The 23,208-nt window shown below is 63.1% G+C and carries 22 protein-coding genes; 17 read left to right on the plus strand and 5 right to left on the minus strand.

Annotation, left to right across the window (positions count from 1 at the left end; genetic code table 11):
* The first annotated feature begins 64 nt into the window (after positions 1-64).
* From BTW08_RS08975 to BTW08_RS08985, 3 genes are read left to right on the plus strand one after another with little or no spacing between them, the layout of a single operon-like run.
* Positions 65-610, plus strand: a complete 546-nt coding sequence (locus BTW08_RS08975) for a (2Fe-2S)-binding protein (RefSeq protein ID WP_075562185.1) — start codon at positions 65-67, stop codon at positions 608-610.
* Positions 607-1,617, plus strand: a complete 1,011-nt coding sequence (locus BTW08_RS08980) for a xanthine dehydrogenase family protein subunit M (protein ID WP_075562186.1) — start codon at positions 607-609, stop codon at positions 1,615-1,617. The genes BTW08_RS08975 and BTW08_RS08980 overlap by 4 nt, the downstream gene beginning before the upstream one ends.
* Positions 1,614-3,848, plus strand: a complete 2,235-nt coding sequence (locus BTW08_RS08985) for a xanthine dehydrogenase family protein molybdopterin-binding subunit (RefSeq protein WP_075562187.1) — start codon at positions 1,614-1,616, stop codon at positions 3,846-3,848. Before BTW08_RS08980 ends, BTW08_RS08985 begins: the two co-directional genes overlap by 4 nt.
* Here BTW08_RS08985 and BTW08_RS08990 read toward each other — a convergent pair.
* Positions 3,845-4,489, minus strand: a complete 645-nt coding sequence (locus BTW08_RS08990) for a TetR/AcrR family transcriptional regulator (RefSeq protein ID WP_075562188.1) — start codon at positions 4,487-4,489, stop codon at positions 3,845-3,847. The genes BTW08_RS08985 and BTW08_RS08990 overlap by 4 nt on opposite strands.
* Positions 4,490-4,611: 122 nt before the next feature.
* Between BTW08_RS08990 and BTW08_RS08995 the strand changes: the two genes are divergently transcribed.
* The 9 genes from BTW08_RS08995 (at position 4,612) to BTW08_RS09030 (ending at position 14,231) form a co-directional block, all read left to right on the plus strand.
* Complete coding sequence (locus tag BTW08_RS08995; protein WP_075562189.1) at positions 4,612-5,721, plus strand: HlyD family secretion protein; 1,110 nt, start codon at positions 4,612-4,614, stop codon at positions 5,719-5,721.
* Between the two features lie 114 nt (positions 5,722-5,835).
* Entirely contained in the window at positions 5,836-7,386 is a 1,551-nt protein-coding gene (locus tag BTW08_RS09000) for a DHA2 family efflux MFS transporter permease subunit (protein ID WP_075562190.1), read from the plus strand.
* 105 nt (positions 7,387-7,491) lie between these two features.
* Positions 7,492-7,905: a hypothetical protein gene (locus tag BTW08_RS09005; RefSeq protein WP_075562191.1), complete on the plus strand. Its 414-nt coding sequence runs from the start codon at positions 7,492-7,494 to the stop codon at positions 7,903-7,905.
* Positions 7,906-7,915: 10 nt separating this feature from the next.
* A complete protein-coding gene (locus BTW08_RS09010) occupies positions 7,916-10,312 on the plus strand; it encodes a GNAT family N-acetyltransferase (protein WP_075562192.1) in 2,397 nt (798 codons plus the stop codon).
* A gap of 114 nt (positions 10,313-10,426) precedes the next feature.
* A complete protein-coding gene (locus BTW08_RS09015; RefSeq protein ID WP_075562193.1) occupies positions 10,427-11,902 on the plus strand; it encodes an aminoacyl-histidine dipeptidase in 1,476 nt (491 codons plus the stop codon).
* 593 nt (positions 11,903-12,495) lie between these two features.
* Positions 12,496-12,789, plus strand: coding sequence for a hypothetical protein (locus tag BTW08_RS18920; protein ID WP_139313607.1), 294 nt, complete (start codon positions 12,496-12,498; stop codon positions 12,787-12,789).
* A 461-nt stretch (positions 12,790-13,250) separates the two neighbouring features.
* The gene (locus BTW08_RS09020) at positions 13,251-13,544 is read left to right on the plus strand and encodes a hypothetical protein (RefSeq protein ID WP_075562194.1); all 294 of its coding nucleotides are present in this window, start codon (positions 13,251-13,253) and stop codon (positions 13,542-13,544) included.
* Between the two features lie 111 nt (positions 13,545-13,655).
* Positions 13,656-13,934, plus strand: coding sequence for a type II toxin-antitoxin system RelE/ParE family toxin (locus tag BTW08_RS09025; RefSeq protein ID WP_075562195.1), 279 nt, complete (start codon positions 13,656-13,658; stop codon positions 13,932-13,934).
* Between the two features lie 9 nt (positions 13,935-13,943).
* Positions 13,944-14,231 carry a HigA family addiction module antitoxin gene (locus tag BTW08_RS09030; RefSeq protein ID WP_075562196.1) on the plus strand — a complete coding sequence of 96 codons (288 nt, stop codon included), beginning with the start codon at positions 13,944-13,946 and terminating at the stop codon, positions 14,229-14,231.
* 159 nt (positions 14,232-14,390) lie between these two features.
* Here the strand turns inward: BTW08_RS09030 and BTW08_RS09035 are convergent, their stop codons facing one another.
* Entirely contained in the window at positions 14,391-15,683 is a 1,293-nt protein-coding gene (locus BTW08_RS09035) for a phosphatase domain-containing protein (RefSeq protein WP_348638911.1), read from the minus strand.
* Positions 15,684-15,835: 152 nt separating this feature from the next.
* Positions 15,836-16,399, minus strand: a complete 564-nt coding sequence (locus tag BTW08_RS09040; RefSeq protein WP_075562253.1) for a type 1 glutamine amidotransferase domain-containing protein — start codon at positions 16,397-16,399, stop codon at positions 15,836-15,838.
* A 258-nt stretch (positions 16,400-16,657) separates the two neighbouring features.
* Between BTW08_RS09040 and rmuC the strand changes: the two genes are divergently transcribed.
* Positions 16,658-18,157: a DNA recombination protein RmuC gene (gene rmuC, locus BTW08_RS09045; protein ID WP_075562197.1), complete on the plus strand. Its 1,500-nt coding sequence runs from the start codon at positions 16,658-16,660 to the stop codon at positions 18,155-18,157.
* 62 nt (positions 18,158-18,219) lie between these two features.
* Here the strand turns inward: rmuC and BTW08_RS09050 are convergent, their stop codons facing one another.
* On the minus strand, positions 18,220-18,699 hold the full coding sequence (locus tag BTW08_RS09050; RefSeq protein WP_075562198.1) for a Dps family protein: 480 nt from the start codon (positions 18,697-18,699) through the stop codon (positions 18,220-18,222).
* Between the two features lie 192 nt (positions 18,700-18,891).
* The gene (locus BTW08_RS09055; protein WP_075562254.1) at positions 18,892-20,031 is read right to left on the minus strand and encodes a glycerate kinase; all 1,140 of its coding nucleotides are present in this window, start codon (positions 20,029-20,031) and stop codon (positions 18,892-18,894) included.
* Positions 20,032-20,313: 282 nt separating this feature from the next.
* Here BTW08_RS09055 and BTW08_RS09060 point away from each other — a divergent pair, with 282 nt between their 5' ends.
* The 4 genes from BTW08_RS09060 to BTW08_RS09075 are packed head-to-tail and all read left to right on the plus strand — an operon-like array spanning position 20,314 to position 23,163.
* Entirely contained in the window at positions 20,314-20,937 is a 624-nt protein-coding gene (locus BTW08_RS09060; protein WP_075562199.1) for a hypothetical protein, read from the plus strand.
* Positions 20,934-21,395 carry a hypothetical protein gene (locus BTW08_RS09065; RefSeq protein WP_075562200.1) on the plus strand — a complete coding sequence of 154 codons (462 nt, stop codon included), beginning with the start codon at positions 20,934-20,936 and terminating at the stop codon, positions 21,393-21,395. The genes BTW08_RS09060 and BTW08_RS09065 overlap by 4 nt, the downstream gene beginning before the upstream one ends.
* Positions 21,392-22,084 carry a DUF1007 family protein gene (locus tag BTW08_RS09070; protein ID WP_075562201.1) on the plus strand — a complete coding sequence of 231 codons (693 nt, stop codon included), beginning with the start codon at positions 21,392-21,394 and terminating at the stop codon, positions 22,082-22,084. The genes BTW08_RS09065 and BTW08_RS09070 overlap by 4 nt, the downstream gene beginning before the upstream one ends.
* On the plus strand, positions 22,072-23,163 hold the full coding sequence (locus tag BTW08_RS09075) for a nickel/cobalt transporter (protein WP_246837682.1): 1,092 nt from the start codon (positions 22,072-22,074) through the stop codon (positions 23,161-23,163). Before BTW08_RS09070 ends, BTW08_RS09075 begins: the two co-directional genes overlap by 13 nt.
* Positions 23,164-23,208 lie beyond the last annotated feature (45 nt).

Below are 23,208 nucleotides of genomic sequence, written 5' to 3' on the forward strand. Positions count from 1 at the left end.
CCGTGGCATGGCGCAGTGACGCGCCTCGCTGCCGTGGTTTTCGATCCCCTGATGAGGAGCCGGCATGATGGATGATTCCGTGCATTCCCGGACCGCGTCTTCCGAGACGCAGTCACTCAATCTGACGCTCAACGGCGAGCCACTGACCTTGCAGGTGGCCCCTAACGCCGTACTGCTGGATGTACTGCGCGAGCAGCTCGGGCTCGGTGGTACCAAAAAAGGCTGCGACCATGGCCAGTGCGGCGCCTGTACCGTGCAGATCGACGGCCAGGCGATGAACTCCTGCCTGCGGCTGGCGGTGATGTGCGAAGGGCAGCACGTCACCACCGTCGAAGGGCTGGCGCGAGACGGTGAGCTGCATCCGGTGCAGCAGAGCTTCCTCGAGTGCGACGCCTTCCAGTGTGGCTACTGCACCCCGGGCCAGATGATGTCCGCGGCAGCGCTGCTGGAAGATGAGCGCATCGGCACCGATGACGCCTCGGTCAAGGAGGCGATGAGCGGCAACATCTGTCGCTGCGGCGCGTACAAGAACATCCTGACGGCAATTCAGCAGGCGCGAACGCAGTTGGCCCACGACGCGACCGCGCCGCGCAAGGAGGGCGTTGCATGAGAACTTTTGCCTTTTCCCGCGCCGATGATGTCGCACAGGCTGCCCATCAGACGGCACCCGAAGCGGCATTCGTAGCTGGTGGCACGACCCTGCTGGATCTGGTCAAGCTCGACGTGATGCGCCCCAGCGAACTGATCGATATCAACCGTCTTCCGCTCAAGAACGTCGAGTGGCTCGATGACGGCCGGCTCAAGATTGGCGCGTTAGTGACCAACACCGATCTGGCCCACCATCCCGAGGTCAAGCAGCACTATCCGGTGCTGTCTCAGGCGCTGCTGGCAGGCGCTTCGACCCAGTTGCGCAACATGGCGACCACGGCCGGCAACGTGATGCAGCGTACCCGTTGCCCTTACTACCGCGATCCCGCCGCGGCCTGCAATCGGCGTGAACCGGGCAGCGGTTGCGACGCCCGGCACGGTCTCAATCGGTTGAACGCCGTGCTGGGTGGTAGCGATGCATGCGTCGCGGTGCATCCTTCGGACATGTGCGTGGCGATGGCTGCCATCGGCGCAACGCTGACGCTGAGTGGGCCAGAGGGCGAGCGCGAAGTGGCGTTCAAGGACTTCCATCGCCTCCCCGGCGATACCCCGCATATCGAGCACGATCTGGCCGATGGCGAGCTGATCACGGCCATTACGCTGGACGCCCCGCTGGTCCCGGCGGGATCGTACTATCTCAAGTTGCGGGACCGGGCGTCGTACGAGTTCGCCCTGGCCTCGACGGCGGCGCAGCTGTCGCTGGATGGCGAGATGATCGGTGAAGCGCGGGTGGCGCTCGGCGGCGTCGGCACCAAGCCGTGGCGCTGTCCGGAAGCCGAAGCGGCACTGGTCGGCCAACCTGCCGAAATGGCGACTTTCGAGCGTGCGGCGGATATCGCCCTGCGTGATGCCGTACCGCTCGAGCACAACGCGTTCAAGATTCCGCTGGCGCGACAATCCATCATCCGTGCGCTGCGCGAGGCGACGCGTCTCGCCCGTCAGAGCGGAGAACAGGAGGGCCAAGCATGAACGATTTGACCCAATCCGCATTCAACAAGCCGCGCGTGGTCGGCCAGCGAACGCCGCGCATCGACGGTGAGTTCAAGTTGACCGGCCGCGCTGGCTACACCGGCGAACTGCTGGCCGAGGGCATGCTCTACGGCTATCCGGTGCCGGCGACGATCGCCAATGGCGTGCTCGAATCGCTCGAACTCGATGACGCCCTGGCCATGCCGGGCGTGGTCGATATCCTTCACCACGGTCACTTCGAACACTTGCACCGCTCGCCCAACTCCATGGCCCATGGCGATATGGTCAGCGAAGTGCGCCTGCCGTTCGAGGACGAGCGCATCTACTATCACGGCCAGTACGTGGCGCTCGTGGTGGCGGAAACCTTCGAGCAGGCACGGGCTGCCGCTTATCGTGTCATCGCCCGGTACAAGGAAGAGGACGGTGCCGCCATCGGGCTCCTGCACACCGACGCCCAGGGCGAACTGCAGGAGAGCGGAGGCACGTCTCGCGGTGACCCCGAGGCGGCGTTCGGGGGTGCCGAGGTGAAGATCGACTCGACCTATCAGATCGCGGCCGAAAGCCATCTGCAGATGGAGATGCACGCGACGCTCGCCGAGTGGCGCGACGACGGCAAGCGCCTGGTGGTGCACGAATCGACCCAGGGCGTCTTCTTCCAGCGCAACGCCATGGCGCGCATCTTCGGGCTCGCCCAGGAAAATCTCGAGGTCATCTCGCACTATATCGGCTCGGGCTTCGGCAACAAGCTGTTCATGTGGCCCCATGCCGTGGCGACCGCCGTGGCGGCGCGCATGGCCGGCCGGCCGGTCAAGGTGGTACTGCCGCGCCAGCAGGACATGACCGGTGGCGGCAATCGTCCCGCGTCGCGCCAGCGCGTTCGCCTGGGCGCCGATCGCAGCGGCAAGCTGACCTCGGTGATACACGACAGCACCACCGAGACATCGTTGGTGCATCAGTACGTCGATGCCTGCGGCAGTGCCACGCCGAGCTTCTACGCCTGCGACAACGTCTCGACCAGCCAGCGCGTGCTCGAAGTGAATCACGGCACGCCCTGCCCGATGCGCGCACCCGGTGAAGTCTCGGGTATCTTCGCGCTGGAAACGGCGATGGACGAACTGGCGGTCGAGCTGGGCATGGACCCGGTCGAGCTGCGCCAGAAGAACAACGCCGAGCAGGATCCGGCCAGCGGCTTGCCGTGGTCGAGCAAGCATCTCGACGAGTGCCTCACCAGTGCCGCCCGTCGGTTCGGCTGGGACAAGCGCAATCCGGCCGTCGGTTCGATGCGCGACGGTGACGAGATCGTCGGCTATGGCATGGCGTCGTGTACCTGGTCCGCCGGGCGCCAGCCCTGCGAGGCGCGGGTCGAACTGCGCGCCGACGGCTCGCTGTTCGCCGCCTGCGGCACCCAGGATATCGGCACCGGCACCTATACCATCGTGGCGCAGGCCGTCGCCGAGCTGACCGGTGCGGATCTCTCGCGTATCGAGGTCAAGCTGGGCGAGACCAGCCTGCCGGCCGGACCGCTCTCGGGCGGCTCCATGGCGACAGCCACGGTGCTGCCGGCGGTGGCCGCCGCGGTGCGCGACGCGCTGGATGCGATCAAGGAAGTGGCGACCGGCAGCGGCGGCGCTTTCGAAGGCAGCGATGCCGATTCGCTCGAGGCGGAGCAGGGCGGTCTTACCGATGGCCAGCGCCGCGTGAGCTTCGAGGAGATTCTCGAGACCGGCAAGCTCTCCAGCGTCAACGGCAAGGGGAGCGCGGCGCCGGGGGACGAACGAAGCGAGTACAGCTTCCGCTCGTTCGGCGCGCACTTCGTCGAGATCCGGATCGATCCCGAGATCTCGCGCGTGCGCGTGGCCCGGGTCGTCTCCACCATCGACATCGGCCGGGCGATCAATCCGCCGACGGCGCGCAATCAGGTCGAAGGCGGCATCGTCATGGGGCTCGGCATGGGGCTTCTCGAAAAGCTCGACTACGACCCGCGTGACGCCCGGCTGATCAATGCCAACGTGGCCGACTACATCGTGCCGACGCATGCCGATGCGCCGGACATCGATGTCGAGCTGCTCGACTACCCGGACTTCAAGCACAACGAATTCGGGGGCCGGGGCGTCGGCGAGATCGGTCTTACCGGGGTGGCGCCGGCGATCGCCAATGCGATCTATCACGCTACCGGCAAACGCTATCGGGATCTGCCGATCACGATAGAAGCGCTACTGGCTGCGTCCTAGCGGCGAGTGTCGCCTGTTCCGTTCAGGAACAGCTCGACGCAGCGTTTGACCCGGTTCTCGATCGCCGTCCGTGAGGGCGGCGATTCCAGTTGCAGAACCCGGATCAGATGCCATTCGCCCAGCAGCATGCCGAGAAAGATCCCGGCGAGTTCGACGCTGTCGCACGCCGGCAACAGCTGCCGTTGCACCCGGCGCTCGAGGTAGTCCGCCAGCGCGTGTCGAACGCGACCCGGCCCGCCGTCGAAGAACAGCCGCGCCAGCAACGGCTGGCGCGGGCTTTCGGCGACGACCTCGCGATAGATGCCCAGGGTTTCCTCGTCCATTATCTTGACCAGCAGATCGATGCCGAGACGTTCCAGCGCGACCTGGATCGGCAGCTCGTCGATGCCGTCGGCCGTCAGCGTGTCGTAGATATGATGGGAGCGTCGTTCGATCATCGCCTGGAACAGGCCTTCCTTGCTGCCGAAGTGCCGATAGAGCGTCGTCAGCGAGCCCCCGGCGTGGGCCACGATATCGTTGACGCTGACCTGGCCGTAGCCGCGTTCGAGAAATAGCCGCTGTGCGGCATCGAGCAGTGCGTCCCGGCGCTGGCGGCCGCGTTCGGTCGTTGGCGGTGAATCCTTGGGAGATGTCGATGACATGGCGCTTCCTCGTGCCGGCCCGGCCGGTTTTTTCTGATACGCGATGGCGTTTTTTAAAAGATAGTGTAGTCTACACTACACATTGAGTGAGCGTGCGCCACTGGCATGAAAAAAGGCTCTGCATGAAGATCAAGAAGAAAATCTATTCGGCGGTGATCGTTCTGGTGGTGCTGGTAGTGGCGCTGGTTCTCGTGTGGCGTTGGTGGCACACGGGGCGCTATTTCGTCGAGACGGACAACGCCTACGTGCATACCGACGCCGTGGCGGTGCGGGCCGAAGTCAGCGCGCGAGTGATGGAAGTGGCGGTGGACGACAACGAGCGCGTCGAACGAGGCGATCTGCTGGTCCGGCTCGACGACCGCGATACCCGCAGCCAGCTGGCGCAATCCCAGGCGCAGCTGGCCGTCAGCACTGCCAACGTGACCCAGGCCGAGCGTCAGGTCGATCTCGACCAGGCCAGCATCGACGAAGCCCAGGCGCAGGTGACAGCGGCACAGTCGGACGTGTCCCAGGCGCAACAGCATCTCCAGCGCTCGCAGTCGCTGGCGGCGAACAATTACGCCTCGCGCCAGCAGCTGCAGGACGATCAGGCCTCGCTGCGAGTCGCCCAGGCGACGTTGGCGGCGCGTCAGGCCAGTGTCGAATCGGCGAAACGCCGGCTGTCCGCCGATCGGGCGTCGATCGACAGCGCCAAGGCCAACCGCGATGCCGCCCAGGCCGATATCGATTACGCCCAGAGCCAGCTGGACAAGACCCGTATCGTCGCCAGACGCGATGGCGTGATCGGGAATCTGAGCGTCGAGCCCGGCGATCTGGCCCAGCCGTCGCTGACGCTGATGCAGCTGGTTCCGGTACAGACCGCGTACGTGGTCGGCAACTACAAGGAAACCCAGATCGGGCGGATGCGCGTCGGTCAGCCGGTGTCGCTGGAGGTGGATGCCTACCCGGATATCGAGTTCAAGGGCAAGGTCGACAGCGTGGCACCGGCCACCGGCACCCAGTTCAGCCTGCTGCCGCAGGACAACGCCACCGGCAACTTCAACAAGATCGTCCAGCGCGTGCCGGTCAAGATTCGCGTCACGGAGCCCAAGGATCAGCTATGGCGGCTGCAGTCCGGCCTGTCGGTGGTGCCCTCGGTGGATACCCGCAGCGTTGACGGCCAGGCGATCTACTTTGATCCCGGCCCGCATCTCGACGACGGTTCGGACCGCGCCGTCGACGATAAGTCGTGAATCAGCGCCGTGCGTGTCGATCATGCCTATCGTTCATGAGTGCTGTCGCGAATGTCTGTCATGAAAATGTCTGCCGTGAGTATCGGTCATGAGTGTCGGTCATGAGTGTCGGTCATGAGTGAAGTGGCACCGCCTTCGGGGGCTGGTCCGCAGGAGATGCCCTCCTGGCATTACCGCTTCGGTTTCATCGCGGCGGTGTTCGGCATGTTCATGGCGATCCTGGATATCCAGATCGTCGCCAGCTCGCTGAACGAGATCCAGGCCGGCGTCTCGGCTTCGAGCGACGAGATTTCCTGGATCCAGACCTCCTACCTGGTGGCGGAGATCATCATGATCCCGCTCTCCGGCGTGCTGACGCGCTGGCTTTCGACCCGTGTCGCCTTCGTCGTTTCCTGTGCCGGCTTTACCCTGGCGAGTCTCGGCTGCGCGCTGGCCTCCAGCATCGAACAGCTGATCGTGCTGCGCGCCATCCAGGGCTTCATGGGTGGCGCGATGATCCCGATCACCCAGGCGGTCAGCTTCACGCTGTTCCCGCGCCGGGCGATGGGCGCTGTCCAGGGCGTGATCGGCATGGTGGTGACCATGGCACCGTCGATCGGCCCCACGGTGGGCGGCTATGTCACTGAGCTGTTCAGCTGGCATTGGCTGTTTCTGGCCAACGTCATCCCCGGCATCTGCGTCACGCTGGCCGCATGGCGCTTTCTCGATATCGACGAGGGCGACAAGAGCGTCGCCAAGCGCCTCGATTTCCGCGGTCTGTTTTTGATCGCACTGTTTCTCGGCAGTCTGGAGTTCGTGCTCGAGGAAGGCCCCGGCGACGACTGGTTCGCAAGCCAGTTGATCGTGTGGATGACGCTGCTCTGCGCGGCTTCCTGCATCGGCTTCTTCTGGCGCGTGTTCACTTATGCGCACCCGATCGTTGATCTACGCGCCTTCCGCAACATCAATTTCTCGATCGGCACCGGCCTGGTGTTCGTGGTCGGGATCGCGATGTACGGACTGGTCTATCTGATGCCGCTGTTCCTGGGCAACGTTCGCGGTTACTCGAGCCTTCAGATCGGCGAGGTGATGTTCGTCACCGGGGTGGCGATGTTCTTTACCGCGCCGATCGTGGGGCGGCTGACCAACTCGGTCGACCTGCGCGTGCTGCTGTTCTTCGGCCTGACGCTGATCGGTATCGGCACGGCGATGAACAACAATCTGACCAGCGAGTCGGGTTTCTGGCAGTTCTTCTGGCCGCAAATCGTGCGCGGCATCGGCATGATCATGTGCATCATCCCCGCCTCTCGCATTGCCCTGGGCACGCTGCCGCCGCAGGAGCTGGGCAACGCGGCGGGGCTCTTCAGCGTGATGCGCAACCTCGGCGGCGCGGTGGGACTGGCGATGCTCGATACCGTGCGCGACTGGCGCGAGGACTATCACTGGAACCAACTGATACCCGCGCTCGACCAGGGTCGCCTCGCGGTGCAGCAGCAGATCGACAACTATCAGGCGATGCTGATCGGCCACGTCGCCGACCCTTACCACAGCGCGGTGGCGCTGCTCGGCCAGCGCTTCGGCGTTCAGGCCCAGGTGCTCGCCTACAACGACATCTTCCTGTGGCTCGGCTGCATCTATCTGCTCTGCGTGCCGCTGGTGTTCCTGCTCAAGAAGATCGAGCATTAGAGGCGCCCCCTGCGTTTCCTCTCGCGGTCCTGTCGGCTGGTAAGGCCTAGGCGCCAATGATTCAATGGCGTCATCTTCCGCTCGACGACCTTCAGGATTCTCACCATGCCTTCGCCCCAATCTTCCAAACCCGGCGCCGACGAACCCACCCGTACCGTACTGCGCCTGATCGGCAGTTTTGCCGCACCGGTGGTGATCTATCTGGTGGCCTGGGAGCTGGTGGCGCGGCTGATTTTGCCTGGCGTGGCGGCTAGTGGGCGCGAGTTCGTGATCAATCTGTTCAGCGTGCTGATTCCGTTCGCGGGCGTAATGGCCAGCGTCTATCTCGCCGGCATCAAGGCCGGTCGGCTGATGGGTGGCGGCGTGATGGCGGTGTTCTTCCTCTATCTCTACGTCTCCTCCGGCGTCGCGTTCAGCTGGCTGCCGGTGGCGTTGACGCTGGGCGGAATTGCACTGGCGGTGGTCGTCGCACGCTACTGCCCGACGATGAAACCCGATCTCGGCGGCGCTTTCGGCTAGGTCGCCCTCCATGTCGACGCCGATTTCCGTTCCAACGCCGCAGGCGGACCCTGCACTCACCCAGTGGCTGGCGGATCGCCGCGATGGCCTGAGCCGACGGCGCTGGCGCGGCGTGCTGTGGATTGCCGACGACGCTTCGAATGCGATCCGCAAGGCGATGGCCTGGATCGCATCGGCCGATTGGCAATCGCCGCTGTGGATCGGCCCCGAACTGCCGGAGTTGCCGGAAAGCCTGGCGCGATTGAGCGCTTCCCGCGCCCGCAGCCAACTGGGCAGCGAGCACGATCTGGTGGTGTTCGATACGGTTTCCGCACAATCCGGGTTCGACCCGGACGCCTTCGGGGCCATCAGCGGCACCGTCCTGGCCGGGGGCTGGCTGGTACTGCTGACGCCGAAGCACTGGCTAAAGCCCACCGGGGCAAACTGGCTGCCGGATGCCGACTATCGACGGATGGCGCACTGGCCCCATGATGCAGCAACCCTGTCAACGCACTACCTGCAACGCCTCGCCGGCAGGCTTCGAGACAGCGCCGATCTGGCGGTGAGGCCGCCTGATACCGCGTTGCCGCTTTCGTCTTCAGCGGTCTTCTCCGATTCAGAGTTCGAGCCGGACTCTCGCATCGATGCGCGCGTCGACGACCGCGACTGTCTGACTCGGGATCAGGCAGCGGCGGTGTCGCGGCTGACGCGCATGCGCCGCCGCCGCCCGGTGGTGCTGATCGCCGATCGTGGCCGCGGCAAGAGCGCCGCGCTGGGCATCGCGGCGGCGCGGCGTTTGATGCAAGGCGAACGCCGACTGTGGATCACGGCGTCGAGCCTCGTTGCGGTCGAGGCCGTGTTCGAACGTCTCGCGCAGCTGTTGCCCGACGGCCGTCGCGACTCGAATCGTTTCGAGGTCACCTTGGATGGCCGCGACTGCTGCGTGGAGTGGCTGCTCCCTGAGCAGGTAACGGCAGCGCTGGCGGCGGCCGATATCGACGCACAATCTCCACCGACGCTGTTCGTCGACGAGGCCGCAGCGATTCCCGCCGCGCGGCTGATCGCTTGGTTGCGCCACTTTCCACGCATCGCCTTCGCCACGACCGTGCACGGCTACGAGGGGACCGGGCGCGGGTTCGAGGTGCGACTGCGCGACGCGCTGTGTCGGCTGACGCCGGAGTGGAAGCGGCTGACGCTGCAGACACCGATCCGCTGGAATGCTGGCGATCCGCTGGAAAATCTGACTCAAGACCTGCTGTGTCTGGATGCCGAGATCGAGCCGGACGATTCCGTTTCGAACGCCATGCGCGAAGCATCGGTCAGCTATGAATGGCTGGACCGGGAATCGCTGGCTGGGGACGAGGCCTTGTTGAACCCGGTCTTCGGGCTGCTGGTGCAGGCCCACTATCGCACCTCGCCCAGCGATCTGCGTCAGCTGTTGGATGGGCCCGATGTTCAACTGCTGGCGGCTTTTGCCGGCGAGGCCGGGGAAAAGCACGTGGTGGGGCTGTGCGTGGTCCAGCAGGAGGGCGGCTTCGACGCCGAACTGGCCAACGCCATCTATCATGGGCAACGGCGTCCGCGTGGCCATCTGCTGGCACAGTCGCTGGCTACCCACGGCGGTTTCGAGGCCGCCGCGCTCGCGTGTTGGTGGCGCATCATGCGCATTGCCGTGCATCCCGCGGTTCGGCGCCGGGGGCTGGGTGCGGCAATGATCGAACAGGTTGCGAACGCGGTACGGGGTCATGGCCTCGATCGCCTGGGTGTGAGCTTCGGCGCCGAGCCGTCGCTGATTCATTTCTGGCGTCAGCAAGGTTTCAGCACGTTGAGAGTCGGGCTGACGCGGGAGGCCTCCAGCGGCGAACCGGCGCAGATGATGGGCCGCGGGCTGACGCTCGACGCCGAACAGGCCACGGCTCGCATGAACGCGGACCACGTCTGCCAGTTGCCGGATCTGCTGGCCGATACGCTGCGTGACATCGAACCCCTCGTCGCGGCGGCCTGGCTGCATGAGGGGGCGGCGGCATCGCTGCCGGCCGATCTGCCCGACCGCCTCGGCTGGTTTGCCGCGGGCGGCGGCGAACTGGCGCTGGTGCGACCCTGGCTGCGGCTTGCCTGGCTCGCTTGGTGGCGGCAACAGCCACCGACCAGCGTTCCGCAGGCGCTGGAGGTCGATCGCGCGGGCGGTCTCTCGGCTGATGGGGGAGAGAACCCGGACCTGACGGAAGCGCCTCACGTGGCCGCGGCGGTAGCGGCGCTGTTCCAGTATCGGGACGGCGCACTGTCATCGCGGGGGCGGCGTGAGCAGCAGGGCGCGGCGCGCCGGCTGGCGGCGACCCTGCAGGCATGGGTGGTGGAAAATGACGGAGAGAAGGCCGGGAAGAGCGCCGGCCGGCCGGATATGGTCAAGCCGCAACTAGACGAGTAAGGTGTTGGCACCTCAAAACGAGCCGCGGTTCGCGCCGCCGGCTTAGATTACATTCATCACTCTTTCGACACCCGTTGCGGCGCCACCCGCCGCGCGACGAGGCTGGAATCGACCATGAACGATCATCTGCTGCAACTCTCTCCCGAGCCCGTGTGGCGCCACTTCCGTACGCTCTGCAATACGCCGCGCTCCTCAGGTCACGAAGCGAAACTGGTCGAGATTCTGGAACGCTGGGCCGACGACAACGGCCTGACCCACGACCGCGACAGCTACGGTAATCTGCGGATCCGCCGGGCCGCGAGCCCCGGCTGTGAGTCGGTGCCCGGCGTGATCCTTCAGGGCCATCTCGACATGGTCACCCAGGCCAACAGCGATCACCCCCACGATTTCCTCAACGACCCGCTCGATACCTACGTCGAAGATGGCTGGCTGCATGCCCGCGGTACCACGCTCGGCGCCGACAACGGTCTCGGCGTGGCGGCGGCGCTGGCGATTCTGGAAGCGGATGATATCGACCACGGGCCGATCGAGGCGTTGTTCACGCTGGAAGAAGAGACCTCGCTGCAGGGCGCGCTGTCGCTGGACGAAGGCTGGTTGGAAGGGCGCTATCTGCTCAATCTCGATTCCGAGGATCGAGGCGAGGTCTACATCGGCTGCGCCGGCGGTGCCGACGTGGTCGTCGACGCCGACCTGCCGATGCGCGGATGCGACGAAGAAGAGGTGATGCGCAAGATCTCCCTGACCGGGCTGGTCGGCGGGCACTCCGGCGCGGATATCCACAAGGAGCGCGGCAACGCCAACCAGTTACTGGTCCGCGCACTGCGCGGGCTGAGCGATCTGGAAATTCGCCTGGTGGATTACCACGGCGGCACGCTGCGCAACGCGCTGCCTCGCGAGGCGTTCGCCACCATCGTCGTCGACGAGCATCATTTGCCGGCCATGGAAGAGACACTGACCACATTGCAGGCGCTCTATCGCGAAGAATTGGCGGGCGTGGACGACGGCGTGACGCTGTCGCTGTCACCTGCAGCGACCTCCTGCGAAGAGGCCGAAGCGCTGACCGATACCGCCACTCAGTTGCTGGTCGCCGCCCTGCACGCCGCGCCTCACGGCGTCGACCGCATGAGCGTCGAAGTGCCGGGCGTGGTCGAGACCTCCAACAATCTCGGCGTCGTCTCGCTGGAGAACGGGCGTTTCCATCTCTGCGCGCTGGTACGTTCGCTGCGCGATAGCGCGACGCTCAACCTGGCAGACCGTTTCACCGCGCTGTTCGGCCTGATTGGCGCCCAGACGCGGGTCGAAAACGTCTATCCAGGCTGGACGCCGAGCGCCGACAGCACGCTGCTGACGCGCTTCCGTCGCTTGCATCGAGAAGAACTGGGCGAGGATCCGGCGGTCAAGGTCATCCACGCCGGGCTCGAGTGCGGCATCATCGGCGGCAAGTATCCGCAGCTGGAAATGATCTCCTTCGGCCCGGTGATTCGCGGCGCGCATTCACCCACCGAGCGTACCGAGCTCTCATCCGTCGAAGAGTTCTGGAAAGTCCTCAAAGCCCTAGTGGCCGATATCGCCTCCGGCAAGGCCGCCTGAAGCTGAACATGACGAGCGGTTCTCTCGCAGCAATTCAAGAGAACCGCTCGCCACGGGTGAAAGCCCACTCCCTCAAGCGCCTTCCTGCCAAAGCGCTGTCCGTGCCGAATCCAGTGACCGGCCAGCACACTCTCGCCCCTCCCAGCGCAATATCCTCTAAACGCCAAGCCTCGTCGAAAATCATTTCAACACCCACCTTATGCTTATGTAGGTATTGCTCTCCATGTAACGGCTGGTTACGTTACGGTACAGTCGATTCAGGAAGACTTATGACCAATAAGCACGTTGAGAATATGGAACGGATGGCAACCGATCATCGCAGCATGCCAAAGTAGTGGCGGTCGCGTGCCCGAAGGCCTGACTAAGCTCAACCCAAAGTGCTGCGGACTCCGGCAAAGCCCTTGCTCAGCACATACATTCGCTCTTAAATGGGTTTACTGTATTTCTATGAACCAACATCAGATCCAGCAGAAAGCGCCGAACTTTTCTGAGTGTCATCTAAATTAATGGATTGAATGCGAAATCGTAGGCCAGATAAAATTAATAAACAAATACGCTATCTAATACCCTTTGGGTAAACCAGGAAGCGAAAAATGGCAGAGAAAAATAACGAAGCAAACGTCACGGTGAGACTGCGTGATGAAATTGATTTGGCCGGATTAGAAAGTTGGCACAACAAGCTCAGCGAGAAGTGCGGTACCTGCGGAGTCAGCATCGCCCGTCAAGTGAGCGAAGGGAATGGAATCGCTGCCGTTAAATTATCACTATTGCCTCTCGCTATTGACACACACGATGGAATGAATGTTCTCAATAGTTTATTTGAATTCGAAGATCCGAAATCACGCTCACCGCTTTTGTTTAGGCTACTTCAAGTACGGCGGAAATAACGTGATGTATGATTTGACCTGACAAATTGTTGCAGTTTGCCACCCAAAGCGCTGCTGCGTTATGGGTTTCCTCCGCGGGCTTCGCCTGCTCGGGTGTCAACTGAGTTAAGGTGTGAAATGCCAGAGAGATCATGTCAGAGGTAGTCCAAATCATGACTCGCCGTATTACATGGTCATTTTCAGTAGCCATCGCACCGAGGGAAACAATAGTTAAGGGGAAATGGAAGACGGGATGATTGAGTTGGTTTCAGCTCAATCTAGCTTCTTGGGTATGGAGTTCGTCCAGCGGATTTGGGCATCACTGTATCCTACTGGGGAAGCTGGGAGACCATTGCCAATTGGAAAAGAATGCAGAGCATCGAGAAGCTCAGCGACTTGCCACCAAAAAGTACTTTAACTTCGGGTTCGTGTTGCGAGATTAAAGCGAGAGTGCTGCATTTAAACAGTCAATAAGGATGCGTATGGCGATCAATTACATCATCTATGCTCTAGGTATGAAGGGTCAAGTGATTGACAGGGTATTCGTTCCTTACCGGGAGAGAGACGGTGGTTTTCCCATTTTCTCTGAAGAGCTTTACCGGAAAAACGGAAGCGACAGGATCCAGAAAGCGGAGAACAAAGTTTCCGGAATCATCGAGGTTGCCGAAGCAATTCACTACATGCGGCAGGGTGGTTATCGCTGGAGACTCAAGGAGTATGAGACTGGGCAATCCAACATTTTCAAACCCGAGCATCTTGTGGTACACGAGCTATGAGTTTGAATAAGGTGGGCACCGCGACGCCAAGCCGCTGTACTTCGTTGGCGCGCATTACTACTGGCTTTTGTGCGAATTGACACCTGATACGTTGCAGGGTACATTTAGGGCATGATCAGAAGCTTCAAACACAAGGGCTTGGCCAAATTCTTCGAGTCCGGTAGTACCGCAGGGATCCAGGCTGCCCATGCAAAGAGGCTTCGGCTTATTCTCGGTAGGCTCAATGCGGCGACAGGCGCCGAAGATATGGATTTGCCGGGCCTTCGACTCCACAAGCTTTCCGGTAATCGGACTGATGTTTGGTCGGTGACGGTAAGCGGAAACTGGCGCGTGACGTTCCGGTTTAACGATGGAGACGCCGAGATAGTGAACTATGAAGATTATCACTGAGGTGCTCTTATGTTGATGCACAACCCGCCCCACCCAGGTGAAGTCATACGAGAGCTTTGTCTGGAACCCCTTGGCCTATCAGTAACCGCAGCTGCGGAAGCGCTAGGCGTAACCCGAAAAACGTTAAGTGCCGTTCTGAATGGAAAGGCCGGCATTAGTCCGGAAATGGCGATCCGGCTTTCTATTGCTTTTAATACCTCGTCAGAGAGCTGGCTAATCCAACAGTCTCAATATGAGCTTTGGCATGCCGAGCAGCATCGAAAAGATCTTAGAGTCAAGAGGCTAGTTGCCGCATAGGAAAGCGATATCACCAAGTCTCGCGCCGTTTATGGCGCGTTAACTCGCATCAATTCATTTCCATAGACCAGACGCCCAGCAGTTGGGCTGGCCCCATTGTCTGCAAAAGGCGTTAATTCAGGGGCGGTAGTAAAGGCGGTGACAGCCGCTTATCGGTTGTCATTCTCCCCGCTGTTGGCGCGTGTCCTCGCGTACCGCCTCGCAACCTTGCTCAGAGATATATCCCTTCGAGAGCGCGTGCTCCGCCATGCTGACGCTGTCGTGGGCCAGTATCAGCTCGCACCCTGCCTGCTTGACCTCGTTGGCCAGCGCTTCGATCGCGGCATCTCGTTCCGGGTCGTTATCGACCTTGCGAATGTAGATGGCGCGTACGCGATCCGGATGTGCCTTGACGATTTCGGCGTAGACCTCGGGATCCCGTTGGCCGCTGTCGCCGATGAGGATGAACGGCAGCGTATCGTAGAGCGCCAGCATGTTGTTGATCACATCGGACTTGTGGTCCTGTGCTTTACGCGGCCAGGGGCGCTTCAGCGTCATGCCCCATTCGCGCAGGAACAGGATCGGCCCGACCGGAATATTGTTCATGTTGAAGAACGTCTCGAGCACTTCGTAGATGGCCCATGGCCCCCGCGATACGTAGAGCATGGGGCGCTTGCGATTCTCTTCGGCGCCACCGTAGAGCGCGCGATACAGGGCGGAGACGCCGGGAAAGGCCGTGCGTCGATCGGCCTTCTCCATGAACAGCCGATAGAGCATCTTCAGCTTGTTGGCGACACCGGTGTACATTACGGTGTCGTCGATATCGCTGATCACGATCAGGTCGGTGCTGGCCGGTGGAATGTAGATTTCGGTTTCGGTGCTGATGGCGTCGTCTTCCGAGACCACCTGCAGTTTGACCGTATGCCAGATCGCGTCGGCGGGAAGCGTGTGGGTGATATCGACATGGGCGTGGAAATAGCCATCACGGTCGGTGGTGACGGTGGCATGAGTCGCGCCCATCCGGATATCGACACGGGCATCTCTGACCCCGTGCCTGACGACGCGGCGGGCGACATCGACCAGGTCGCTGGCGACACCGCCTTGCTTCCAGCCAGCCAACCGGCCGGGTTGCCGAAACACGCGACCCATGATGAAAGCTTCCGAATGCGAGCCATAGCCGCGATACGGATGCACGATGACGCCGCCTTCACCCTTGTCTCCCCGCATGGGGCGGATGAAGATTCGAACCAGCTTCTTGGTGAAATGGACGAGCTTGGCGACGAACAGTCGGGGCAGCGAATTCGATTCCGAAGCGGAATCGGCGCTGAAACGCTCGTGGGATCGCTCTCTGGAACGGCTTCCGGAGCTGTCACCGCCAGCACTGCTACCGGCGCTTTCACCAGAATTGCCATCAGAACTGTCGCTTGAACTATTGGCAGAGGTGTCGGCGGATATGTCGGAAGAGTGGGGCACGATGAGAGGCAATCCTAGGTTTGGTTAACCGTGAGTATGGGAACTCGGGGGCCATCGTGCAAAGTCTGACGGAGAATCGGGCAAAATGAGAGAGCCTGACGCAAGAACGCCCACCAAAAGGCGGGCGTTCGTTCAGCCATGTCCGAAGACGATCAGGCGTGCTGTTTGCTGTGACGCCCTTCGGCCAGCTCTTCCAGCAGCTTGGCATTGAAGTCGTCGAGATCCTTCGGCGTGCGGCTGGTGACCAGGCCGCTGTCGACCACGACGGATTCGTCGACCCAGGCTGCCCCTGCGTTCTTCAGATCCTGCGCGACTGACGGCACCGAGGTCATCTTGCGACCCTTGACCACTTCGGCGTTGATCAGGATCCACGGCGCGTGGCAGATCGCGGCGACCGGCTTGCCGGCTTCGAAGAAGGCCTTGACGAAGCTGAGCGCGGTGTCGTTCAGGCGCAGAGTGTCCGGATTGAACAGGCCACCGGGAAGTACCAGCGCGTGATAGTCGGCGGCGCTGACGTCGCTGAGACTCTTGTCGGCTTCGTAGGTGTCGCCCCAGTCCGTTTCGGCCCAAGCGCGGATGCCCTTGCCGTCCGGCGTGATCACGTGGGTTTCGACACCCTGACTTTGCAGCGCGGCGCGCGGTGCGGAGAGTTCGGATTCCTCGAAGCCATCGGCGGCGAGAATTGCGACACGTTTGCCATTGAGTTGCTGAGCCATCTTGACCTCCTGGTCCTGGTAAATCGGCTCGATAAATCGGCTGGATATATCGGCTGATGTTTCCATAAATCACAAGCCCATGGGCCGTCCCGGTCCATGTCTCGGCTTACTCCTAAAGTTTGGGATAGTCTGAATAAAGTTCAAGGGAAAATCGGGGCTTTCGATGCCATGGCTTGCGCTGGGTCAATAAGTTGCGGATGGTGACGCCGCAATGGCGTCGAGGTCAGAGGAAGGCAAAGCGATGAGTAAGGCGAAACGATGAATGTAGCGGGGGAGTGGCTGTCGGGCGGTGGTCTTGTCATGGTGTCGCTGCTCGGGTTGATGGTAGTGGTGTTGGGCGTCGGTCTGCTGTGGCAGCGGCAGCGCTGCATGAGCGAGAGGGAAACGCTCCAGTCCCGTTTGCAGGCCAGCGAGGCTCAGTGCCTGCGCCTGGAGCACGAGCTGGCCCAGAGCGACAGCCAGCAGGACGATCTTCGCGAGCGTCAGGCCCAACTTCAGCAGCAGTTGGTCGCCCGCGAACAGCAGCTCGAGGCGCTCAATGAACGTCTGGCCACGCTGCGTGAGCAGTACGGTCGGTTGGAGACCCGCCACGAGCAGCAGCAGAACCAGCATGCCGAACAGCTTCAACTACTCGAGCAGGCAAAGACGCGGCTGGGCCACGAGTTCGAATCGCTTGCCGGGCGCATTTTCGACGAGCGTCAGCGCGCCTACAGCGCACAGAGCCGGGATAGTCTGGAGGCGCTGCTGAAGCCGTTTCGCGAGCAGGTCAGCGGCTTTCGTCAGCGTCTCGAAGAGATCCACGGTCAGGAAGTGCGCGAACGCACTACGCTCAAGGTGCAGATCGATCAACTCGCATCGCTCAACCGCCAGATCACCGAAGAAGCCGCCAATCTCACCCGCGCCCTGAAAGGCGACAAGAAGATGCAGGGCAACTGGGGCGAGATGATGCTGGAGTCGGTGCTGGAGCGCTCCGGTCTGCGGCGGGATATCGAATACCGGCGCGAGGTCTCGATCGACGGCGAGCACGGGCGTCAGCGTCCGGATGCGATCATCTATCTGCCGGACGACAAGCATCTGATCGTCGATGCCAAGGTCTCGCTCAACGCCTATGTGCGCTACGTCAACGCCGAAGACGAGGTCGAGCGCGAGCAGGCGCTACGCGCGCATGCGCAGGCGGTGAGAAGCCATATCGAGTCGCTTTCCGGGCGTGACTATCCGCAGCTGCCGGGACTGCGCTCGCCGGATTTCGTGTTCCTGTTCATGCCGGTCGAACCGGCCTTTGCGGTCGCCTTCCAGCATGACGAAAGCCTGTTTCAGGACGCGTTCTCTCGCGACATTATCGTGGTCACGCCGACCACGCTACTGGCCAGCCTGCGCACGGTGGCGAGCCTGTGGAATCTCGAGCGCCAGAACGAGAACGCGCGGCATATCGCCGAGCGTGCCGGCAAGCTGCTCGACAAGTTCCAGGGGTTCGTTTCGAGCCTCGAGGATGTCGGCCGGCATCTGGGGAGGGCGCAGGGCAGTTACGATCAGGCGATGGGGCGACTGGCGACCGGCCAGGGCAGCCTGGTCGGCCAGGCGCTGGCGCTCAACAAGCTGGGCGTGCGGATGAAGCGCGATCTACCGGCGCATTTGGCTCGCGATGCCGAGGACGATATCGACAACGAGCCGGGCGAACCGGAAGGCGACGACGAATCACGGCAGGTCGAGGATTCCAGCCGCGATCCGCGCTCGCCTGATGACGGCTCGGCCTCGTAAACGCAGACCGCCGCCCGGGTGGGCGGCGGTCATCAACAGCGATCGGTTCGCGCGGAAGAAGATCAACCCAGGTAGGCGTTGAGCATCCACACGGTCTTTTCCTGCTCGCGGATGTAGTCGCTGGCCAGAGAGGCGGTGCCTTCGTCATCGGCATCGCTGGCCTGGGAGAGCAGTTCGCGCTGGAGCTCGATCAGCACCTGAAAACCTTCCACCAGCCCGCGCACGCACTGCTTGCCGTCGGCGACCTGCTTGTCTTCCTGGATCTGGGAGATCTTGGCGTAGTCGCTGTAGGCATGCAGCGGCTGGTAGCCCAGGGTCAGAATACGTTCGGCGACTTCGTCGACCTTGGTCAGCAGATCGGTGTAGATTTCCTCGAACTTAGCGTGAAGCTCGAAGAACTGCTCGCCCTTGACGTTCCAGTGATAGCCGCGGGTGTTCATGTAGAACACCTGATAGTTGGCCAGCAATCCGTTGAGTCGCTCCGCGAGCTGCTGGGCGCTGGACGCGTGCAGACCTATCGCATTGGTATCGGTATCGGACATGGTATCTCTCCTGGAAAGTGATGGTGAGAGTGTAACCGGGCGCTCTCCGCAGACCCATCCAAGTGTCGGTATGGCTTGGATAGCGTCGTTCTATCAGGATGTTAAGCGCGTTTCGAAGCGTGTTTCGTATCTACCTATATCAGGGCTACATGACCAAAAGACAAGCCTCGCGTGAGTTCGTCCGACGGTGCCTCATCGGTTGGTGTCGGCCCGCCAGAGCCTGGCCAGCGTGCGCGCGCGATCGCTCAGCAGTTCGCCGCAGCGGGCCAGTGCCTCCTCCAGCGTGATCGGGCCGTCCGCCAGGGCGAACGCGGCGGTGATGCCGTGTTCGAACGCGTCCTGCCACTGATCGCCGAGGCGCCCGACCAGCGCGACGGTGGGTACGCCGAAGCGCTCGGCTCGACGGGCGATGCCGATCGGCGTCTTGCCGGAAAGGCTCTGGCCATCCAGCTGGCCCTCGCCGGTGATGACCCAGTCGGCATCGGCCAGCAGCGTGTCGAACTCAACCTGCTCCATCACCAGCTCGATGCCGGGGCGCAGGGTGGCGCCGAGGAAGGCGCGAGCGGCGAAGCCCATGCCGCCGGCGGCACCGGCGCCGGGTAGTTCGCGGAAATCCTCGTCGAGTGCGCTGGCGGCAAGATCGGCGAAATGCGCCAGCGCCCGGTCGAGCCGGGCGACATCGGCTTCCGTCGCTCCCTTCTGGGGGCCGAAGATGGCACTGGCGCCGCGCGGCCCGAGCAGCGGGTTGTCGACGTCGACCGCCGTCTGCACTTCAAGCTCGGCCAGCCGCGGGTCGAGGCCGTCGAGATCCAGCGTCTCCAGGTCGGCCAGTGCCGCCCCGCCCGGGGGAAGCGGCTGACCTTCGCGATCGAGCAGGCGCGCACCGAGCGCGGCCAGCATGCCGGCACCGGCATCGTTGGTGGCGCTGCCACCCAGCGTCAGCACCAGCGACCGGGCGCCGGCATCCAGCGCGGCCAGAATCAACTGACCGACCCCGAAGGTGGTGCTGTGGAGCGCGGTACGCTCGCCGCGCTCGAGCTGCTGCAGGCCGCTGGCCTCGGCGAGTTCGACGAATGCGGTGCGCGAGGCTTCGTGCCAGCCCCAGGCCGCGGTGGCTTCACGACCCAGCGCATCCTGCACGGTCGCTGTACGCCGCTCGGCATCCGTCGCCGCCAGCAGCGCATCCAGCGTCCCCTCGCCGCCGTCGCCCATCGGGCACTGATGGAGGGTGGCGTCGGGCAGTTCCTGCCGCAGGCCGGCGGCGATGGCGGCGGCGGCATCGCGGGCGGAGAGCGCATCCTTGAAGCTATCGGGGGCGATGACGATGTTCATGGCATCCTCGGCTGGAAGTGAATCGGGGCGGATTGTGGCTCTGATCAGCATAACGTCGTTCGCGGTTGGCGGCGACGGGCGCTTCAGGGCGCCGCGATCGAGATGCACGCAAGACACAAGCGGACTTGAGCAAGAGACAAGCACGACTTATGCGAGAGACAAGCGGGACTGAAGCGAAACACTAGCGAGACGCAGACGTCGTGCCTCCCCGGCGCTGGATGATGGAGGTTCGACGACATCGAAAAGCGCCGGGGACCGTGGATTGGCAGGCGGGAAAATGGCATGCTGAACACTGTTCGCAATCCCTGCGAGGTGGCTGTCATGAACGATCGATTTCGTCGAGCTAGGCGTTGGTCGAGTCTCTGCATCGGGCTCGCGATGCTGAGCGGATGCCAGGCGCTGTCGGCGCCGGGACCTACCTCGTCAGCGGGCGGCAACGTGCTGCCGAGCGCCTGTCGCTGGCCTGCCAGCGGTGACTCGCTCGAACGTCTGCGGGCGACCCGCGACGCCCTCGAAAGCCAGGGCTACGCGATCCTGGACACCGATGCCACCCTGGGCCTGGTCAGCGCCGAGCGCAAGACCGCACAGCCGGGCCTCGGCGCCGTGAACAGCCCGTTCGGGCGTACCGGCTTCTGGGGCGGTTTCGGTCTGGGTGGCCGGCACGGTTATTCGCTAGGTCTGTTCCAGAACTTCGGCGGCGGCTACAACACCGATCCGGTCCAGATCGAGCGTGTTTCGGTGGTGACGCCGGACGCGACCACCCTGGTCGATCGTGACTCGGTGGTGGTCGACTACAACGGCTATCTGATCGATGCGCGCAGCTACAACCAGCCCTCGTTCTGCCAGCAGCTACATCAGGATATCGAATCTCGCCTGAACCAGCCCACTGCGGGAGCGGCCCCATGAGCCATCGTGAAATGACGACACGGCATGACGCCATCAATGGGCGATTCCGGGTTCGACGAATCGTCGGGCCGGGTCTGTTGTTCGGAAGCCTGCTGATCGCAAGCCTGTTGCTGACGGCCTGCGCGGTGTCGCCCCAGGCGCAGCCGAGAAGCATCGCGGTGCAGGCGACCGCCGACGAGACGCTCAAGGCGACACTCGCGATGCTGGCGGAGCGCGGGTTCGTGATTCGTCATGGCGATGGCGACCTGGGCCAGATCGATGCCGTGCTGGCGTCGCGCTCCGGTTACGAGATGCACGCCAAAGTCACCAGCGGTGGCGAACGCCCGCCGGGGCTGGTTCTGCAGAACGGCAATACCTATCTGACCTTGAGCGGTCGGCGCGGCGGGCATCCGCTGGAAGCGGTCGAGCTCGATCCTCTTTTCATCGATGTTCAGAATCGGCTGGGGTTGTTGCCTTGAGAAAATGGACGCTGCTGCGCGGCTGGCGTGGCCTGGGAATTGGCGTGGCGATCGGGCTCTCGGCAGGGGCCCCTTCGACGGCCATGGCGCATCCTCATGGCTGGGTCGACCTGAGCGTCGAAGGCGTCTTCGACGGCCAGGGCGATCTGACTGCTCTGCGCCAACGCTGGCGCATGGATCCGTTCTACAGCCAGGTGGTGATGGAGGACATGGCGCAAGTGAAAGGCGAGACCACGATGGCGCAGCGGCTCGACGCGCTGGGTGTCGAGATCCGCAACAATCTCGAGACGAACGATCATCTCACCCATATTACGCTGCACGGCAAGCCGGTGGTCCAGGGAACGGTGACCGATACCAATACCGAATATCGCGACGAGCGACTGATCTTCAGCTTCGTGCTGCCGTTGGCCAAACCCCAGCCGATGGCGGGACAGACGTTGCGCTATCGGATATTCGACTCGACCTACTACATCGAAATGCTGCACGAGGCCAATGCCGACGGCTCCCAGCCGCTGCCCGAAGCGCTGACGCTGGAGAATGCCCCTCAGGGGTGCCATACGCGGATTCTCAAGGCCGATCCGGATCCCGACAAGGTGATGGAGGCCTCGATGCTGGATACGACCCAGCAGGGCGAGCCCAACCTGGGCCAGTTCTTCGCCGAAACCGGAGAGATCACGTGTCCCGGTTGAGCGTGATGGCCAGATTGCTGATCCCGCTGGCGCTGATGGTTGCCATCGGCATCGCCGGCTATGCGCTGGGGTGGTGGCAACAGGTCGCGGTGCAGATCGTGCTCTGGCAGGGCAAGCTCTACCACGCCCTGGTCGAAGCGGTCAGCGCGCTGAATCGCGCGCCGAGTGTCACCACCTGGAGCGTGCTGCTCGGCGTGAGCTTCGGCTATGGCGTCTTCCACGCGGCGGGGCCGGGTCACGGCAAGGTGGTGCTGAGTACCTACCTGGCCTCTCAGGGCGGCGCCTGGCGCCGCGCGCTGGGGCTATCGGTGCTGGCGGCGCTGCTTCAGGGTGTCATGGCGATCTCGATCATCGGCGTGCTGGTGTTCGGGCTGGGATGGCTGACCCGACAGGCCATGGGCAGCATCGATCAGGCGGAATTGGCGAGTTTCGTGATCGTCTCGCTGGTCGGACTCTGGCTCTGCGTGCGCTCGCTACGCCGGCTATGGCGTTCGCGTCATATCGGCGCCGCCCCGGCGACCGTGACCTCGGCCTTCACGCCGGTCACGCCCGGCTCGAGATCGAGTCAGTCGTCGCTTGGGCCGGTGTTGCCGTCGCGCCACGCCCATGACGCCCATTGCGGCTGCGGGCACGACCACCATATCGATCCCCGGCAAGCGGGAGACTGGCGGGTGGCAATGCTGACGGTGCTGTCGATTGGGATCCGGCCCTGCAGCGGCGCCGTGCTGCTGCTGGGCGCCGCTGCGCTGCTGGATCAGTTCGGCAAGGGAGTGGTGGCGGTACTGGCGATGTCGCTGGGCACGGCGCTGACCGTCTCCTCGCTGGCCCTGCTCAGCGTGCTGGCACGGGACTGGGTCAAGCGTCATCTCAAGCCCACCGCCGCCAGCGGTCAGTGGCAGGCCTGGGTCGGTCTGGCGGGGGGCGCGCTGATACTGGTACTGGGCCTGTCGCTGACTCTGGCCCAGTGGCAGCAGGGACCGGCCGCCGCGCCACCCTTGCTGGGCGGGTCGATCTCCGGTGTCTCCAGCGCACAGCAGTCCGGTCAAATACCCGGTCCGTTTGGCCCTGGGCGAGGTTGACCCGCCGACTCGGCCCATGGAATCGCAGAGCCCTCTAAACGTCGT

It is taken from the genome of Salinicola sp. MH3R3-1 (assembly GCF_001937155.1).
Taxonomy (GTDB): Bacteria; Pseudomonadota; Gammaproteobacteria; order Pseudomonadales; family Halomonadaceae; genus Salinicola; species Salinicola halophyticus.

Coding starts and splice junctions, on each gene's coding strand:
- BTW08_RS09065 (WP_075562200.1), top strand. CDS start 20,934: ATGAGCCATCGTGAAATGACGACACGGCATGACGCCATCAATGGGCGA.
- BTW08_RS09060 (WP_075562199.1), top strand. CDS start 20,314: ATGCTGAACACTGTTCGCAATCCCTGCGAGGTGGCTGTCATGAACGAT.
- BTW08_RS08985 (WP_075562187.1), top strand. CDS start 1,614: ATGAACGATTTGACCCAATCCGCATTCAACAAGCCGCGCGTGGTCGGC.
- BTW08_RS08995 (WP_075562189.1), top strand. CDS start 4,612: ATGAAGATCAAGAAGAAAATCTATTCGGCGGTGATCGTTCTGGTGGTG.
- BTW08_RS09055 (WP_075562254.1), bottom strand. CDS start 20,031: ATGAACATCGTCATCGCCCCCGATAGCTTCAAGGATGCGCTCTCCGCC.
- BTW08_RS09010 (WP_075562192.1), top strand. CDS start 7,916: ATGTCGACGCCGATTTCCGTTCCAACGCCGCAGGCGGACCCTGCACTC.
- BTW08_RS09020 (WP_075562194.1), top strand. CDS start 13,251: ATGGCGATCAATTACATCATCTATGCTCTAGGTATGAAGGGTCAAGTG.
- BTW08_RS09050 (WP_075562198.1), bottom strand. CDS start 18,699: ATGTCCGATACCGATACCAATGCGATAGGTCTGCACGCGTCCAGCGCC.
- BTW08_RS08990 (WP_075562188.1), bottom strand. CDS start 4,489: ATGTCATCGACATCTCCCAAGGATTCACCGCCAACGACCGAACGCGGC.
- BTW08_RS09015 (WP_075562193.1), top strand. CDS start 10,427: ATGAACGATCATCTGCTGCAACTCTCTCCCGAGCCCGTGTGGCGCCAC.
- BTW08_RS18920 (WP_139313607.1), top strand. CDS start 12,496: ATGGCAGAGAAAAATAACGAAGCAAACGTCACGGTGAGACTGCGTGAT.
- BTW08_RS08975 (WP_075562185.1), top strand. CDS start 65: ATGATGGATGATTCCGTGCATTCCCGGACCGCGTCTTCCGAGACGCAG.
- BTW08_RS09000 (WP_075562190.1), top strand. CDS start 5,836: ATGAGTGAAGTGGCACCGCCTTCGGGGGCTGGTCCGCAGGAGATGCCC.
- BTW08_RS09005 (WP_075562191.1), top strand. CDS start 7,492: ATGCCTTCGCCCCAATCTTCCAAACCCGGCGCCGACGAACCCACCCGT.
- rmuC (WP_075562197.1), top strand. CDS start 16,658: ATGAATGTAGCGGGGGAGTGGCTGTCGGGCGGTGGTCTTGTCATGGTG.
- BTW08_RS09040 (WP_075562253.1), bottom strand. CDS start 16,399: ATGGCTCAGCAACTCAATGGCAAACGTGTCGCAATTCTCGCCGCCGAT.
- BTW08_RS09030 (WP_075562196.1), top strand. CDS start 13,944: ATGTTGATGCACAACCCGCCCCACCCAGGTGAAGTCATACGAGAGCTT.
- BTW08_RS09025 (WP_075562195.1), top strand. CDS start 13,656: ATGATCAGAAGCTTCAAACACAAGGGCTTGGCCAAATTCTTCGAGTCC.
- BTW08_RS08980 (WP_075562186.1), top strand. CDS start 607: ATGAGAACTTTTGCCTTTTCCCGCGCCGATGATGTCGCACAGGCTGCC.